The 18,517-nt window shown below is 37.4% G+C and carries 11 protein-coding genes and 1 pseudogene; 4 read left to right on the plus strand and 8 right to left on the minus strand.

Annotation, left to right across the window (positions count from 1 at the left end; genetic code table 11):
* Positions 1-485 precede the first annotated feature (485 nt).
* Positions 486-1,292, minus strand: a complete 807-nt coding sequence (locus tag PQO03_RS16985) for a transposase (protein ID WP_274151968.1) — start codon at positions 1,290-1,292, stop codon at positions 486-488.
* A 256-nt stretch (positions 1,293-1,548) separates the two neighbouring features.
* Here PQO03_RS16985 and PQO03_RS16990 point away from each other — a divergent pair, with 256 nt between their 5' ends.
* Positions 1,549-1,833, plus strand: coding sequence for a hypothetical protein (locus PQO03_RS16990; RefSeq protein WP_274151970.1), 285 nt, complete (start codon positions 1,549-1,551; stop codon positions 1,831-1,833).
* Between the two features lie 670 nt (positions 1,834-2,503).
* A complete protein-coding gene (locus PQO03_RS16995; protein ID WP_274151971.1) occupies positions 2,504-3,673 on the plus strand; it encodes an acyltransferase family protein in 1,170 nt (389 codons plus the stop codon).
* Between the two features lie 369 nt (positions 3,674-4,042).
* Here the strand turns inward: PQO03_RS16995 and PQO03_RS17000 are convergent, their stop codons facing one another.
* The 5 genes and pseudogenes from PQO03_RS17000 to PQO03_RS17020 form a co-directional block, all read right to left on the minus strand.
* The gene (locus PQO03_RS17000) at positions 4,043-4,849 is read right to left on the minus strand and encodes a transposase (RefSeq protein WP_274151973.1); all 807 of its coding nucleotides are present in this window, start codon (positions 4,847-4,849) and stop codon (positions 4,043-4,045) included.
* A gap of 143 nt (positions 4,850-4,992) precedes the next feature.
* Complete coding sequence (locus PQO03_RS17005; protein ID WP_274151975.1) at positions 4,993-5,118, minus strand: hypothetical protein; 126 nt, start codon at positions 5,116-5,118, stop codon at positions 4,993-4,995.
* Positions 5,119-5,129: 11 nt separating this feature from the next.
* Complete coding sequence (locus PQO03_RS17010) at positions 5,130-5,879, minus strand: N-formylglutamate amidohydrolase (RefSeq protein WP_274151977.1); 750 nt, start codon at positions 5,877-5,879, stop codon at positions 5,130-5,132.
* Between the two features lie 293 nt (positions 5,880-6,172).
* A complete protein-coding gene (locus PQO03_RS17015; protein ID WP_274151979.1) occupies positions 6,173-6,985 on the minus strand; it encodes a transposase in 813 nt (270 codons plus the stop codon).
* A 159-nt stretch (positions 6,986-7,144) separates the two neighbouring features.
* Positions 7,145-7,285 (minus strand): annotated as a pseudogene (locus tag PQO03_RS17020) (DUF3465 domain-containing protein); the annotation flags it as partial.
* Positions 7,286-7,629: 344 nt separating this feature from the next.
* On the opposite strand from PQO03_RS17020, the gene PQO03_RS17025 reads away from it, so the two are divergent.
* Positions 7,630-10,155: a hypothetical protein gene (locus tag PQO03_RS17025; RefSeq protein WP_274151980.1), complete on the plus strand. Its 2,526-nt coding sequence runs from the start codon at positions 7,630-7,632 to the stop codon at positions 10,153-10,155.
* 7 nt (positions 10,156-10,162) lie between these two features.
* The gene (locus tag PQO03_RS17030; protein WP_274151982.1) at positions 10,163-12,904 is read left to right on the plus strand and encodes an amidohydrolase family protein; all 2,742 of its coding nucleotides are present in this window, start codon (positions 10,163-10,165) and stop codon (positions 12,902-12,904) included.
* Positions 12,905-13,055: 151 nt separating this feature from the next.
* Here the strand turns inward: PQO03_RS17030 and PQO03_RS17035 are convergent, their stop codons facing one another.
* Positions 13,056-15,368 (minus strand): DUF2357 domain-containing protein, encoded by a 2,313-nt coding sequence (locus PQO03_RS17035; RefSeq protein ID WP_274151984.1) that lies wholly within the window; start codon positions 15,366-15,368, stop codon positions 13,056-13,058.
* Positions 15,369-15,370: 2 nt separating this feature from the next.
* Complete coding sequence (locus tag PQO03_RS17040) at positions 15,371-17,905, minus strand: McrB family protein (protein WP_274151985.1); 2,535 nt, start codon at positions 17,903-17,905, stop codon at positions 15,371-15,373.
* Positions 17,906-18,517 lie beyond the last annotated feature (612 nt).

Below are 18,517 nucleotides of genomic sequence, written 5' to 3' on the forward strand. Positions count from 1 at the left end.
ACCCCGATTTCCTGCTATACATTTTAGAGCTGAAAAATCTTGATATCTCTAGCTCTATCATTATTAGAGATCATAAATATACTATTTTTTGTTAGTGTAAATTAGGTCTCTATTCTTTTTTATAAAGGGGGTATAAATAAAAATATTACAAATGTTTTTTCTGCGTCTCAAATGAGCTAATCCTTCAGGATTGAACTTATATCCCACCGCGATAAGCCCTGAGAGATTATAATGATTTGTATTATAAATTTCACCCTTACTGGTACTTGTTCGGTATTTCCGAACAACTGAATCTTCATCCAATTCACTATCAGAAAAAACTTTCTTTAAGTGATAGTTAATGGTATGAGTTTTAACGTCATAAAGTACGCTCAATTTACCCATCTGTGGCGGCTATTCGAAATTTTCGAATAACTGAAGATACCTGTAACTCATCATAACTAAATTGAACATTGAAAATTATTATTAGGGCATTTCAGACGATTTCACCCTACTATGAAACTTTCATCAACTATACTTATCGATCGTCCTCTTGACCATAAGCTACTTCGCATCAACAAGAGCACCTCAAGTCCTGTCTTGATCTCGCGATCGCCTTGGCTACCAAGCTCCATTAAATCTCTCATGTAAACCCGAAATATTTTAGTGTCACTTAAATAACTTAAACCAAAGTCCCTAAGAGCCTTTATAATGCCCAGCTTCAACTTTTCTTTACGCTTGGTGGAATGACAGATATCTGCCCAAGAACTAAACTCATAGTCTGTAACATTAGTAACCATTTGTGCTCGCAAAGGATTCAGCTCGATATATTGCAAACAACGGATAAGAGCCTTGGTGTTTTTGATCTGTATAGCTTTGTAACAATGATTGAATAACTGCCCTCTTCTACACTTCTCAAATTGTTGATTATACCAGACTGTAAAGCGCTTCTGTAGATTCCCCATAAAATCGCCCAAGTCATTCAAACGCTTAGCAAATTTGCGCACCTCGCAAGTTCTAGCATCAGGTACTTCTTCTAATGATTTATACTTTTTATAGAGATAGGCTGCTTGTATCAAACTAAGCTTTGATTCTCGATCTCTGCGAATGATGAAATGAGCATGGGTACTCATGATGCAGTAATTAATGAGCTCCAATTCATAAATACTTTCCAGCCAAAAAACTAGCTTACGCAAATGAGTCTTATGCTCACGATTAAAGGCATAAGCCGAATTACCTAAGGTATTGTCAGGTACCTTTATAATCACATGATAGAAAGTTACATCACTTTCCATATCATAGCTGCGTTTCATATTCATCTCCTTTCATTTCGGAGATAATTAACATGCTAATTTTTAATAGTGCAAATTTATACGCTAAATTCAGCTCTATTCTATTTATGTAAAATACTAAACACAAAGGAGATAAAAATATTTTCAGCGCGTCTCAGACGAGTTCACCTTCAGACGAGTTCACCTCTATCGATTTAGCCGATATTGCGCTTATTGATGAATATAAAGAGTTATTTGATTAAAGCTCCTCTCATGGCGAGCTTAAAGATCGTTTACCTTGCCCAAAGGACAACCAATAACTAGAGATATTAATGTGACTCATCCAGAAAAATGGATATCAGATGAAATAGGTAGATACGCAAATAAAGAACTGCTGGGACAATTTGGTATGAAAGTTAGAAACCTGAGGAATACAATGGGCTCACTTATGCTGCGCTCAGGTTATTCACTTGAACAGCTTGCCGCGGTACTGGGTAATAGCCCAGAAGTTGTAAGGTCTAATTATGCAAGGTTGGTGTCTGATGAGGTCATTGTTAACTTGAAAGAAATTAAGAAAAATTGAACGACTGACAATCACTATGGAAGCCAGTCCTTGGTTAAACATTAGTTGGTATGACTTAGACTTTAATTGTAGGTACTGTTGACCCTGAATTTCGATAAAAACACCGACCACTATAGGCCATAACACCGACCAGTTTGTGCTTAGATCGAAGATTCAAAATCCCCCGGCTTCGGGCGTGTGGGTTCAAGTCCCACCTTCAGTACTCAAGCACTTACAGAAATGTAAGTGCTTTTTTTCTGCCCCCATCAGCTAAGCGTCAGCGCAAGCTAAGCTCGGAACGAGCGCAACCTAAGCTCGGAACGAGCGCAACCTAAGCTCGGAACGAGCGCAACCTAAGCTCGGAACGAGCGCAACCTAAGCTCGGAACGAGCGCAACCTAAGCTCGGAACGAGCGCAAGCTAAGCGTCAGCGCAACCTAAGCTCGGAACGAGCGTAACCTCAGCTATAAGCTAGCAATATAAAAATATTTCTAGCGCGTCACATATGAGCTCTCCTAATGATGTGTGCGAAATTAGTAAATTTAATTTTTGTACACATCTTTAAAAGGAAAAAACATGCGCATGAGAAAGTTTTAAATCATTTATTTTTAATTGTTTATAACTTTTATACCATAAAGTGTTTAATTTGTGCTCAAGCATCAATTACAATAAAAATGTAAAGTGAGTAAATAATGAAAATGAATAACAGAGTTTTATCTCTAGATATTCTCAGAGGTATTTGTATTATGATTGTATTAATACATCATGTGAGTATTGATAGTATTCCTAATATGCCTGAGCTTTCAGGGCTGACAGGTTTTATCTTTTGGAAAATAAGAGGACTTGGTTGGTCTGGGGTTGATTTATTTTTTGTCTTGAGTGGTTTTTTAATTGGAGGCCTTCTTTTATCTGAACTTGAGCAATTTAAAAAAATTAATATCAAACGCTTTTTATTAAGAAGAGGTTTGAAAATTTGGCCTTCGTATTATTTACTAATTGTTGTTTTGGCACTGTTTGGTGCAACTAATTGGATTAGAGAGGGAGATTTTAGTGATCAATTGACTCAGGTGATCGTTCATGTTTTGTATTTGCAGAATTATTTTGATATAGGTACTAATGGACCTACTTGGTCATTGACAATTGAAGAACATTTTTACACCATTTTACCCTTCTTGATTTTAGCCATATACAATTTTTCTGGCAAGGTTAATAAAAACCTTAAATCCCTGCCTATCGTTATGAGCATTATCATTATTTTGATTATTGTAAATAGATTCATACATAGCTATAACGTAGATGATTTAAAGAACCATTTTATGCTATCTCACTTTCGTTTTGATAGTTTATTAGCAGGGGTCGTTATACAGTACTTTTATCGCAATAATAAAGAAAAAATGAAAGCTTTATTGGCTAAGCACCAACTCACTATATTTAGCTTGGCTTTTTTATGTGTGATTCCGTCGATGTTCTGGGGTAGAAATACCCCCTTTATGTTTACCTTAGGTTTTGCACTTCTAACCTTGGGCTACGGATTAATATTATCTCGAGTTATTTGTCATGGTTTTGGTTCTTTTGAATCTACTTATGCAGCAAAAGCTTTAGCTCATATAGGATGTTGGTCTTATAATATCTATCTATGGCATTTCTTTTTACCAAAACTTTTTAAACCTTTTTATGAGCCGATACAAATAGCTATTTCAAATATTAATACACTTCCTGAAATTGTTCTTTTAATCCAGGCGACCTTCTATATAGGACTTTCGATTTTAGTAGGTTACTTAGCTACAGTGATTATTGAAAAACCTTTTCTTAAACTTAGATCAAAATATGTTCCACAAGGCTTTAAGCCCAATGTAATATGAACTTTTTAATTCTAGGAATTGGCCGTGATTAGACTACTTCGCGAAAAGGCTGCGCCGATGAACAAATAAAGACAATTAGAAGAGTTCTATTATCAGTTGCCATCATTAGCCCTTACTGAAACCCAAGCTCGGAACGAGCGCCACCCAAGCTCGGAACGAGCGCCACCCAAGCTCGGAACGAGCGCCACCCAAGCTCGGAACGAGCGCCACCCAAGCTCGGAACGAGCGCCACCCAAGCTCGGAACGAGCGCCACCCAAGCTCGGAACGAGCGCCACCCAAGCTCGGAACGAGCGCCACCCAAGCTCGGAACGAGTATTTTCAGCGCGTCTCAGACGAGTTCACCTCTTTTTAGAGCATTTCAGACGAGTTCATCCTACTATAAAACTTTCATCAACTATACTTATCGATCGTCCCCTTGACCATAAGCTACTTCGCATCAACAAGAGCACCTCAAGTCCTGTCTTGATCTCGCCATCGCCTTGGCTACCAAGCTCCATTAAATCTCTCATGTAAACCCGAAATATTTTAGTGTCACTTAAATAACTTAAACCAAAGTCCCTAAGAGCCTTTATAATGCCCAGCTTCAACTTTTCTTTACGCTTGGTGGAATGACAGATATCTGCCCAAGAACTGAACTCATAATCAGCGGCGTTCTCTACCATCTGAGCTCTTAAAGGATTCAGCTCGATATATTGCAAACAACGGATAAGAGCCTTGGTGTTTTTGAGCTGTATAGCTTTGTAACAATGATTGAAGAGCTGCCCTCTTCTGCTTTTCTCAAATTGTTGATTATACCAGACGGTAAAACGCTTCTGTAGATTCCCCATGAAATCACCCAAGTCATTCAAACGCTTAGTAAATTTGCGTACCTCGCAAGTTCGAGCATCAGGTACTTCTTCAAATGATTTATACTTTTTATAGCGATAGGCTGCTTGTTTCAAAGTAAGCTTTGATTCACGCTCCCTGCGAATGATGAAATGAGCATGAGTACTCATGATACAGTAATTAATTACTTCCAATTCATAAATACTTTCCAACCAAAAAACTAGCTTACGCAAATGAGTCTTATGCTCACGATTAAAGGCATAAGCCGAATTACCTAAGGTATTGTCAGGTACCTTTATAATCACATGATAGAATGTTACATCACTTTCCATATCATAGCTGCGTTTCATATTCATCTCCTTTCATTTCGGAGATAATTAACATGCTAATTTTTAATAGTGCAAATTTATACGCTAAATTCAGCTCTATTTTATTTATGTAAACTACTAAAAACAAAGGAGATAAAAATATTTTCAGCGCGTCTCAGACGAGTTCACCCTTTATTATTGATAGTCACCGATAAAGGCGCCCAAGCATCCAGTGATTTTTTGATGCTTTCCTGAGGACTCGATAAGACCACCATGGGAAGCAACATGAGTATAATCATTAGTTTGTTCATTTGATTCTCCTTCAATTAGCAAACTCACTATTCATGATAGCTTGTTCTAAGTCAGCTAGGGTTTGGTTCAGCTCTGCGTAACCGGCAGTCTTCTCACCCGTCGCTTCATTCATGTAAAGATCACGGCGCAGCTCGATCATGATGGCTTGTACACGCTCATCCTTTTGATAAAACTTCATCGGCACTAAGCAGCCTGGGAAGGGATCATTGATCCTCACATTGAAGCCTCGCGATTCAAAAAACTCGCGAAAGCCTTCGACTAAGTTCTGTGGTGTATGGTAAGCATCCGTGCCAAGACAGATCTCAGGACGCTCAGCACCCGTATAGCCTTCGTAGGACCTAGCAATCGCATTGAAGCTATGGCAATCAATCACCAAGGCCTTATTGCGCTTATAAAGGCTATAATCCACCATTTTTTCGAGTTTCTTATGATGGGGTCGGTAATAACGATTAAGTAATTCCTCTCGTCCTGCGGGACTTGCCTTGTGACGTAGTGGCAAGAGCTGTGAACCTCTTTCGTAGAGTACGCCCATACCTCGCTCTGCCATTAATTCCTCAGCATCATCTTCGAAGCGCTCGACATCCACGAGTAGACGACTCACGGGGAAGACTGCCCTATCCCACTTCCAATCAAATAAGTCATCCGTAAAATGATCCGTCATCTCTAATATTTCTTTATTCAATTGCTCAGGGCTAAGCAAGAACTCAATTAAATATTCTTCGGGAATATATGTAGAACTATGGGGGATATGTAAAATCATTTCACCACCCCACAAAATAATTTTTTAGCAAAAAGTTCATTTCCGGAGCTTACTCTTGTCTTTAATTCAAAATTAAGCATTAAAAATTTAAAATTGATCTTATCTACGATCATTCTTTCTCCAGTATTATTTCAGATTTTTAATCTGCACATCTGCGAACTCCGCAAAGCACCGTGGGACTGCCCCCGGTTGCTCGATCTCTCGATCGTCTTGATGTACCCAATGACTATTACAGCCTACCCAGGACGTTTCATGTCCTAGCTATTATGAAAACTTGGGGAAAACCTTCTTATTTACTCTGTTTTAACTATAAAACTTTCATCAACTATACTTATCGATCGTCCTCTTGACCATAAGCTACTTCGCATCAACAAGAGCACCTCAAGTCCTGTCTTGATCTCGCGATCGCCTTGGCTACCAAGCTCCATTAAATCTCTCATGTAAACCCGAAATATTTTAGTGTCACTTAAATAACTTAAACCAAAGTCCCTAAGAGCCTTTACAATGCCCAGCTTCAACTTTTCTTTACGCTTGGTGGAATGACAGATATCTGCCCAAGAACTAAACTCATAGTCTGTAACATTAGTAACCATTTGTGCTCGCAAAGGATTCAGCTCGATATATTGCAAACAACGGATAAGAGCCTTGGTGTTTTTGATCTGTATAGCTTTGTAACAATGATTGAATAACTGCCCTCTTCTACACTTCTCAAATTGTTGATTATACCAGACTGTAAAGCGCTTCTGTAGATTCCCCATAAAATCGCCCAAGTCATTCAAACGCTTAGCAAATTTGCGCACCTCGCAAGTTCTAGCATCAGGTACTTCTTCTAATGATTTATACTTTTTATAGCGATAGGCTGCTTGTATCAAACTAAGCTTTGATTCTCGATCTCTGCGAATGATGAAATGAGCATGGGTACTCATGATGCAGTAATTAATGAGCTCCAATTCATAAATACTTTCCAGCCAAAAAACTAGCTTACGCAAATGAGTCTTATGCTCACGATTAAAGGCATAAGCCGAATTACCTAAGGTATTGTCAGGTACCTTTATAATCACATGATAGAAAGTTACATCACTTTCCATATCATAGCTGCGTTTCATATTCATCTCCTTTCATTTCGGAGATAATTAACATGCTAATTTTTAATAGTTCAAATTTATACGCTAAATTCAGCTCTATTCTATTTATGTAAAATACTAAACACAAAGGAGATAAAAATATTTTCAGCGCGTCTCAGACGAGTTCACCCCAAAGTTCTATTATTTATATGTCTTTCCATTGTGCTTCAGCCAGCCATCTGTATGACGCCCAGCGGGGTCGTGGTGAGTCCAGTGAATCACGCCGCCCTTGGAGTTCCATTCGTATTCACCATTGAAGCTTACCGAATTTCCTTGGCGAAGACTTCGATGGCGCTCTTGTTTTAGTGTCGCGTAATCAGGCTATCACTACAAACATTCAATTTCAGTTAAATTGTAGCTCATTCCAATAATCTAGAGAATTAACGTCGCCCATAGTTTTTCTATTTTAATCTTGCCTTCGTTGTGTTTGATTGATTCGTGGAAGCAACAACTTGATGTTCCTTGGGCTAGATTCATTATTATGAACTGACAGAACAATTACAGTAGCGGTCGCGGTGGTTAATATCACTAATAAAGTCAATTATTATAACCTGTATATATAACAAACACCTTAGATTAGATGTATACTTCTAAAATCAATACGCGTGGCAAACAGAGAGGATTAAATGATTGAGAAAACTAAAATTATTCTCAACCTAGATAAGGTTGGAGAAACAGCTGATTTTAATACGAATGAACTCTTACAAGAAGAGCAATTTGAAGAATTTGTAAGAAAAATAATTGAAGTAAAAGCACAAAAAGATCGACTTGGAAATGCTGTAGACAGAATTGCAGATTGTCAGATTCATGATGCTATTTTTATTTCAGGTGAGCGTGGTAGTGGTAAAACGACTTTCTTAAAAAACTACCCTAAATTCTTGGAGGAACATCAAACTGAGCTTTCAAAAAACTTCCGGTCTTTACCTATTATTGATCCGACCTTACTTCATGATGACGAAAAGTTTTTAATAATTACTGTAAGCCATATTATCAACTTTGTTGACGTCACGGTAAATACCCATTCATTGAGCGAAATGAAAAGAGGTATTCTATGTCAATATCATGAGAAACTTACGGAGATTAGTGAGGCCATTGCAACCTCATCGAATTCAGAATCGATGGTTGAACGCATTATTGATAATCAATATTCATTAGGCTTAGAGCAAAAACTACATGAATTTTTCGGTTGTATTACAAGACTTTTAGATACTGAGATTCTTCTTTTGCCAATTGATGATATTGACATGTCATTTCAGCATGGTTTTGAAGTTTTAGAAGTAGTGCGTAAATTCTTATCATCGCCTTACATAATTCCTGTAATTAGTGGGGATTACAAACTTTACTGTACAATTGTAGAAAAAAAGTTCACTCAGAAGTTACATTCACCATTTTTCGACTCTTCTAAAAATGAAGGTATGAGTATATCCGGAGGTATTAATTCTCACAACTGGAAACGCGAAATAATTTCACTTACTGAACAATACTTCGATAAAGTTTTTCCCAAAGATAAAAGAATTGAACTACCATCAATAAAGGAAATTCTGAAACAAAATATCTCTGAAATTGAAGTAAGACAAGGTACTTTATCTATAACACTATATGATCTTTGTCGGACTATTAATGAAGCTTTTAATTATCCGATGATGTTTAAAACATTATCAGATGAGTCATCTTCTAATCCGATACCCTTAACGTCTTTAAGGATATTTCTTCAAACATTGAGCCGATTAACACCCCATGTTATTGACCGTCAGGTAAACTTCGTAAGCCACCCCATCGACAGTACGGGACACAAACCACTATTTATCGTTGACAATAATAAATCATTATGTGAAAGCATTTATTATCTAAACTCTAATTCAAACCCCTTAATCAAACTTTCTGCACAAGCAAATATATCGGCCCTTAGAAAAAATGAAGGGTATATGGATACGCTATTAGCACATGATTTGTTTGCTTATAAAAAAGAAAAGGGAAATCGTCTTGAAAAAATAAACAAGTTCGGATCAAAGAAAATAGATGGTGTACCCGGCAATAAGAACCTTTACATAACCACTGAAAAATATGACTACTTAACAAAGAGAGGAGGTGAAAAAGCCCGTTTTTTACTAGAGCTTTTTACTTATTCAGATTATTATGCGAGCCACCAAAAATATCATTTTTTTGTAGCTGTTAAATATTTCGAATTTCTGCTATGTAGTCCTGATAGGACTAATAACAATGAGCGTGTCACTCCTAAGTCATATACCCGTTTTCTAGATATACCTAATGATAATTATATAGAAACTGAACCTTTATTACCTACCGATGAAGAGTTAACACCTCAGACCTTAGATGTCGATAATATCAACAGCACATATCCCCATGACCCATTCGAGATAGCGCCTGAATTATCATTAAGCTGCTCTAAAATGTCGGCTAGTTTCATTTATAAAGTTCGCAATAAATTTATTAATAATTTGAACGTCATGTACTACAATAACGATATAGAGTGGGGTAATGAAAACCTCTACACAATGGGACAGCGGATATCCTATATATTTTTAAATAGTATCGCTTTTTTTGAAAAACTAAATAATCGTTTTTCGTCTAAGCTACAAGGCGTATCAGAGACTAACATTGCTTCAGGAAAAAGCATCGACCTTATAAGTACAAAAGATAATGCTTATTTATTTAACATAAAGCCATTATTAGGCCATGATCATTATTGGACGACTTGGTTTAGCCAACACCCTTTAATTAGATTATTTTTACCTCATTTAGATCAAGATAGTAGTAATAGGGACGACATTTTAATAAATTTATTAAATACAACATCTTTGGGAAACGTAAACAATACTTCGGTGCATAGAGGTCCTACTATCACTAGGAATACCGTGAAAGATTTTAATGCCCTCCAAAGGAAATTTAAGTCTTGTATTAATAGAGTAATAAGTAATAAATCAGCTAAGTCGAAAGACGAGAATTTATCGTACGCACTACTTGTAATTACAGAAAATCCTAAACTGTCCAATAAACTAAAGAAGGTATTAACGAACATCGTAGCTACTAATGCAGTTGCATTTCATTCATCCATGTTAGATATAAAAGACTATAATAACAACACGTATAGTAAATTCCGGGAAATCTTCCCTAATTCCACAATGCTTTAAAAGATGTATGAAAACCACTTTACCTAGTCATTTATATTTAATTACTGAGCTTGCGACAACGTATGCTTTATATAAATTATTTAATAAACCAAAAGATGTGCTATCTGCCTTTGCTAAAGGCTCCGAGTCATTTTCGGCAGTTAATTTACGCAGAGAATCTTTAAATAATGCATTAAATTTTAATTCTCTAGAAGAAGCTAAAAAAAGCGATGACTTAATAGACTTATCCAATATTCTAAGCGCGTATGGCAACGACTTTATAGATATTAACGGATCACAAATTTTCTTTAAGCAAAGCGATCGAGATGAAGCTCAAACAATTTCTTTACAATTACACCCGTTCCTTCTGGCGACAGGAAAAACCCATACCTTGTTAAACAAAAATAAAATCACTATACAAGATTTAATCTGTTTTGCTAAAATGATACGTCCAGGTTTACTATCGAAAGATAATCCTCATAAAACTTATGCAGATAACCATATTCACCTTAATGGCTGTCATGATGCAGGTACTTTTATACTTGAAATATGTAATCAAAGTTTTCTTGATACAGGAAATAGTTTACGAAACACCCCTCTCTTGGTTGGCTCAAACTTAAAACCCTCACTAGAACTTGAACAAGCTATTCATATTTTACGCTATTCATTTAACCTTATTAATCAGGGGTTGATTCAAGAATTAAACATAAATCCAAAACCACAATCTGTAGATAATTTTACTTGTATCAAAAATATTATTAATCATCCAGAAAGGGATCACAGTACCTCGCGAATACGCTCATGGAAAGATAATCATTTTCTGATGAAAAACCAGAGTAATTCAGCTTCTGATACGATTCAAATATTATTCAAGGCGGTGCATTATTATCATGGGAAAAACCCCGTAGCAAGCTTATTTTTATATTATAATTTTCTACTTAGTTTTGATCACGAATTAAAAAACTCTACTCGTTCCAATTCAGTTCAGTGTCGCATGGCTATACGATCTTTTATAATTAGTGCTAACATAATAAGACGTCACCTTGTGATGTCATCACAAGCAGGTTTGAGTCATTTTACAGATTTCTTTTCTAGTTCAGTTAAAAACTTACCTCAGGAAAAGTGGGATTATGATCTGCATGCTTATCATAATGTAGCATTAATGGCAGGACAATATAATACACTCAAAGTTTCCCCTAGTACTTTTAATAGTTCTAATTTGAAACAACATTTGGCAAAATACCTAAAAGTAACATTGGATCATAAGAGATCTAACCCTCTTCTTGAAAAGCTGTGCCACCAGACTAGAATTGGACAGGAGGACCAAAAGAAATATTCACCTTATGAAGACTTCGTCATCAATTATGTTATTCATTTTATCAAAAAATCAGACAGACGAAAACGTAAATATATATCTGGACAGATCTCTGATTATAGACATTTACATTTACGTAATAGTATTAAAAAACAAAGTCTCAAACTCGACCGTTTTCTCTGTGATCCGAAATCTCAAAAGAGTGATCTTTTACAAGTTCTTATCCAAGACAAGTCGTGGTGTAAAAAGGATCTTTGGCAAAATAAAGATATTTACAAAAAACAAAAAATTGATTTAAGCCAATTTCTTGTAGGTATAGATGCCGCGGGTAATGAGTGCGATACACCACCTGAAGTATTTGCGCCTTCTATACGCTTTCTCCGTACTCAACCTAAATCATTCAAAACAAAGTCTTTTTCACAAGGATTAAAGCATCATTCTAAACTTAGAATATCTATGCACGCGGGTGAGGACTTTAATCATATTGTTACAGGATTGAGAAGAATAGATGAATGTGTGAAGTTTTGTGAGATGGGTAAGCATGATCGTTTAGGTCATGCTCTTGCATTAGGTATAAACCCAAAAAAATGGCTTTTACAGCAACAAGAAGTACTTATTAGTCAAGAAGAGTATTTTGATAATTTAGTCTGGTTATGGGGGCTTTGTGGTGAAATGTCCAGATCCTATCCACCTGCACTATCTTTTCGCAATCATTATGAAAATGAAATCTTTCGTTTGAAGGAAAGCTTATATCCGAATGCGCCCACAACATGCAGTCTATCTAATAATTATGGCGGCCCCCAAAGGTTACCCCAAGATTTTTATCGTGCTTGGGAGTTGCGTAAGAATTGCCCTAGTTATTTCTTTCATGCTAGTGAATCTTTATCCAACTCAGATATCATAGCTTCCTTCAGTCCAGATAAGAATCTATGTGATACAGCAACAAGTATCTATAGAGAGTATCACTATGGAGATCTTTCCGATCGAAAAACAGTACTGAGCTTTCGATTTAGTGCATCTACAAAAAAGCCTTTAAGGAAAAAATATTTATTAGTATCCGAAGATGAACTTTCTTTATATGAAGCAATTCAAGATTATCTAATAAGTAAAACTGAAGAAAATGGATTGATTCTAGAATGCTGCCCTTCTTCCAATATCACCATCGCTGGATTTCCTATTGAAAATCATCCGATTTTTCGATGGTTTCCACCTAAATTAAATGTCCTAGAAGACAAAGGTGTATTCAATCAATATAATCTACGTAAGAGTCCCATTAATTGTTGTGTGAACACAGATGATCCAGCACTTTTTTCAACTGATTTAGAGAATGAATTTATTCTGTTAAAAAATGCTGCCATAGAATTCCATGGCTGTAGTGAATATGAAGCAGAATCTTGGATAGAACTAATCAGAGAAAATGGACTAAATATATTTAAACGAGATATGATTCGTTGATTTCAATATGTCATATTCCTATATAGATTTCCGTGTCGTAATATCTAGAATTAATCTCATTTAAAACAATGACCCTATACTGAACTAATATGTACAAAGCTTCGAACCCAACGAACTTTTTTAGTGATGATTATCGTCTGGAAGAATGAGCTCAAGAACTAATATTAAAAGCTTTAACTTCACCCATGAGTAGGTCTTCGAGGGCTATGCACCTTGGCTTCTTACTAGCTCGTTCCAGTTTTTTTATAAGTGCTTCATCTAACTTGATACTTACTTTATTTTCGAAGTCTAATTCATAAACATAATACTGCGCTGCACTCGGCTTAGGATACTTCATCTCATATAGTTCTTGCTTCGTTACTAAACGCGGTGCCTGACTCTTGATCTTATGTAGTTGCATTCCGTGGTCTTCATTCCATAACAGAGCGTACTTTGCTCCTGCCATTTGAGCTGAGTAACATTCATTATCACGAATGTTATAGAGTGCATGTTCTTGAATCCACTCTTCTTGCTTCTCTTGATAATAACCCACTAGTACGTAGGGCTTCTGATCACTGGCCGGAGCTACACGCTCCACTTTCTTTTTATCTTCTTTCTCACAGTGATACTCAAGAGTCTCAGGTATATCCTCACACACTTCAGGTCCCGAATTATCTTTATGAATATGGTAAGTCTGGTAACTCTTTCGTTCATATTGACTACAGCGATTACTGACATGACTAATGACTTCACCGAGGAACTTCTGAATAGCAGGCGTGCCATCGTCTCCCTGAGGTCGTAAGGGAAAGGCTCCGAGCCCTGGAAGTAACTCGTGATAACCCTGCATGGGTTTAGTATCGTCTGTCCCTGGGTAGAGGATATACGCGCCAGCCGTTCTGCGAATAGCATCACGATACGCATGCATTTTGAGTAAGTCGGCACGTTTATAAGTTCCTTCACGCTGTTCTTTTTTCTCTTGGTTCAGCGCTTCTTCATCACTACTCTGCCCAAAGGCATCTTTCAGAAAATCCACTTTGTACTTAGCATCAAAATGAATATGAGAAATCAACTCCTGAAACTCAGCTTCGTTCTCACCGCGATCATGCTTCGATTCTTTTAAACCCTGAGGCCATAGTGATAAAGTATAATCCGGTCGCATCTGCTTAGTCCATGAGCCACCATGGGGATAGGCCTTCGCTCCACTAAAGGTACGATTAAAAGAGAAACGAATATTGAGTGCTCGACCCTGCTTATTAAACGTTCCTCCGATATCTAATTGCTTTCCCTGCTTAAGCTTCATCGTTAAGCTATGGTTACCTTCTTCGAGGAAAGTCTCTGTAGCTGGTTTTTCTAATTTAAACACATGACATACGACATCTAGCAATTTAAAGAAGCCCCAATACTCATAGAGCGTCGCTACATCTCGTTTACCACCTTTGTATTCATCGTCACCATAAACGTCTTCTCCACCGCTCCAGCTCAAGCGTGCTGCCAAATCAAACTGTAGCCAGGCACGTAGTATCTGGCGATAACCTTCTTTATTTTGTAGAACTGAGCTCGAAAGAGCCAAGACTTGAGGTCGTTCAACCTCCTTAAAAAAACCTTCGCTCAATACCTCTTCAAAATAGTTTAAGAGTGAATGCACTTCTTCGGTGAGGCCCGGGTAGCGCAAGGATTCATTCTTTTTCTGTAATGATTCCAACTTGGATAAAATATCTTCTAGCGTTAGGCTAAATACCGTCAGCGCATGTTTGATAAAACGGTTTTCTTGGGTATCCACGCTATCGCGTTTATCACGTACCTCTATAACTTCAGGCAAAGAGCCTAAAGACTGTAGTGAGTGACCTGCAGGAACATGTTGCCGACGACGAGCAGAGGCCACCTGACGCATCTCAAAACGTCCCAAGCGTGAACAGCTCGCGAGTGGACGTTCACGTAGCTCCTCCATCCAGCGCGTATTTGGATTGCTAATGACTCGATGTACCGCATCACAAAAATCATCACTACCCACTAGAGATTTAAGGAAATAAAGACGCTGGACCAAGGTAGCTTCATCATTGCAATCATCCGGATTATAACTTTGCTCAACCGGTGAATCCAACTGAACAAGTAAATCCGTGCAGTACTCGGTAATATCACCCAGCATCGTCTGATACTCAGTTTGGTAATCAATCTTTGTAGACTGAACATCTACATGAGTCAGGGCTAACTCCACACCAGACTTATCGAGTAGAGTCAACTTGAGTAAACCCACAAATATACCTGGTTCAATCAGTCCCCGATTTGTCGTCGAGCGACTTGGTCTAATGACGCCGCTCTGGGGTTTTAGCCTATAGGATTTCGGCAACTCATACTCATAGCGCCTTCCCTCAATTAACTGAAGGGCTTGCGAGTCATCAAAAACATCATCATTGAGTGCAAATATTTTACACTCAATCAGATTCTTATTTGCCGTCTGAAATCGTATGGTTCCAAAGGAACTCATCTTTACGCCTCAGCAAAGCTCGTAAAACCATTCTCCATCAAGCGCTTTTGCATGCGCTGAATTTTAGCTGCACTCACACTGAAACGATAAATATCTTCTTCATCTTTACTTGGCGTACAGACTATTAGCAATTGTTCAAGAACGGGTCCCAGCTTCTTGCGCGAGCCATGCAACTTGGGTAAGAGCTTCTGCATAATCGCTGCATCTATAGCTAGGTCTAGGTCCTTCTCTACTTTTCTGGACCCTAACCCCAGATTTTCCTTCTTTAAAACTTCAAAGAAGGCCTTCAATTTATCTGGGGAATTAACACTAGGTACAATAATACGGGCTCCTCTTTTTCTGTCAATATAACGAGTAAAGTTAGGTTCTTTAATATAATCATCCTGCAGAAATACATTTATTGCTTCTGCCAAATTCTTTTTATTGCCATAAATCTTTAGAGCTTGTCGGAGTAAACCACTAAGCTCGACACTGATATCATAACTCGTTTCGGTTTTTTTATGCTTGGCTATATAACCGTCAAAATCAAAAGCTTTGACCTGAGGACTGAATTTTTGATGGAAGTAAATGAATCGGCAAATCTCGTGTGCCGTACGATAGCCAAACTCAGCACCACAACGTTGGAGTTTGGGAAAGAGTTCTACAAGAACTTTTGTTACTTCACCTTTCACACTTGCATCTAAGGTGAATTCTTCGGTCTTAGCGTGTTCAACAAAAGACTTAGCGTACTTCGCGCCGAGTCCCGCTAAATTATCGATCTCTGGCTTCTTGGGATCTTCCAAGAAGTTCGCTATCTCATCTTCGCTAACACGGAACTCAATCACATTCGCTCGATCAAGTACTTTAGGACTAAACATATAAGTTGTTTCGTCTACATTCACCGTGCCGATTACAAAGAGGTTCTTAGGGAGTTTTAATTCCGCTGGGACGCCGTTCCAATCAGCTTCTGTAGCATCGTGAAGATGAATTGGCTCGCCTGACTCTATTGCCGAGAGAAAGTCCGCAAAATAACGCTCTACATGACTAAGATTCATCTCATCCAGGATGAGGAAATAAGGTCGCTCAGGATCATCTTTAGCATCTAAGATAAGATCTAAGGTACCATTATCTGGCTTACGGTATTGGCCCGGGCTCAAGGCATCGGGATAACCCAAAAGGTTTTCATTACTCGTCCAATCAGCTCCAACCGCGACGACCTTAGTCTGCAACTCTTCAGAACAACTCAACCATTTACTAAAAGCACGGGCAATTTGTGTCTTGCCTGAACCCGATAAACCAGTCAAAATTGTAAAGGGCTTCGCCATCAAGGCCGACGTGAAATTTTGACTTAGCTGATTGGATAACTTAAGTGAATGAGCCCCACAGTCTTGATTGAAGCTAGTGGAGAATTTTTCATTCAACTTTTTAGTGATTTCTTTTCTCTCAAACGTTGCCATGACTTTTTGATAAAACTTATCATACTGAGGATCATCGCCCTCATAAGGTGTTAGATCTGTTAAAGTTTTAATTGCTAAGTTAAAATCTATTGGCCACAGGCCTTTTGCTTGCCAAGCTACTTTGCGTAGGTGCTTGTAGCTCTCTCGTTCATCATCATAAATATAATCAGAAACAACTTCGCCCCAACCTAATAGAGTTTGTGTGCCTTTTTTGACTATAACCACATCTCCCACTTTCATTTCATTAGCGAATTGATCATTGGCAGTGGCGTCATTGCTTTTTCTTTTGCTCGTATTATTTAAAGCCTGAAGAGTCTTCTCAATTTCATCTTTACTTTCATATGACTTGAGATCATCTAGGCTATCCCAGCCAAGTCCCATAATGCCTTCATTATAGAATTCTTCCCACTTATTAGCGCCTTCGCCAGGTGCATACAACCAATAGCGTTTATCATTTGAGATAGATTTATTAAACCATTTATCTTCGATAAATTGAATGACTTCATCTCGGTTTTCTTGGATGTATCCCCAGTCTTCTTCGGAGAATTGAGCCACTTTTCTATCTTCCACCCATTCCCAAATATCGTCTTTTACTAGACCTTCATAGGGATCTTTAAACGTAGAACCTTCCTGTATGTTTTTTTCAGCAAGAATCGTTTTGTATTTCTCTTTAATCTTCGTTTTCTCAAAACGGTTCTCTTCTGAATTTATAGCAGCTAAAATAAGACAAGGTTTAAATAGTTTATTTGCTTGAGTCTTTATTTTTGTAAGTCGTTTCAAAAAGACATTCTGTACAACGCCATATTTACTAACGACTGCGTACAATTCGGGTTCGGATAAGTTTACATATTTTTCATGAATATGTACTCGTGATTTAGAAAGAGGTTTTTGATACCATCCTGCGCGTTTAGTATTAGGGAAAATTGCGTCAAATTCATCACGCATATTTTTGAGTGTATTGGCATTTTCATTATCTAATAACTTTTCAGCAATTACTTTATGTGCAGCACCTTGGTTATCATAACCTAGGTGCTTGTAAGCAAGCTCATCATATTTAGCAATGTAATATGCTACTGTTAACGCCGCTTCATTTTCACTCATCACTCACCTTCATTTAATTCAAATTTCGTATACAATTACCGCAAGTTAGCTAATAATTAAGAGCAAATGACATTGCCTACTTGATGGTGTTGCTGCATCCGGCCTACATCAACAACTGCCGCTCCTTTTATCATGATGACTTTCATTGTTTATAAATATGACCAACTATAGAAGTTTGATTTAAAAAAGCGACTTTAAACATCCTTATCTTTCGTTAAATATGACCTCTATTTATTTGTCTAAGTAAATAAAAATCCTAATTCAGTCGCACCCCTGCCGATATAAAACAAGTTTGGTTCAATGATAATGAAAGCGAAGATAGCATCAGTTTTTATCCCGCGCTCTGGAGCGCAAAGTATTGATGTCACTACAAAAAATATAATCATCCATCACTATGATTGGAGGTCGTTATGATTAGTCACTACAAGTTACTATTAGTCATGGAACCTAAGGCTGATTCCAAACGAAAGCATAGTTCTTCTGCTGACGTCAAAAAAACGTTTTTTGAAATTTAATCGTAACGAAAATTCTAACTGAAGTATTGTAAGTAGCTTCCAAGATCCGTAATTATATCACACATAAAAATACAGCTTAATAAAAAACATACATTAG

The organism is Lentisphaera profundi, assembly GCF_028728065.1.
GTDB classification, from domain to species: Bacteria; Verrucomicrobiota; Lentisphaeria; order Lentisphaerales; family Lentisphaeraceae; genus Lentisphaera; species Lentisphaera profundi.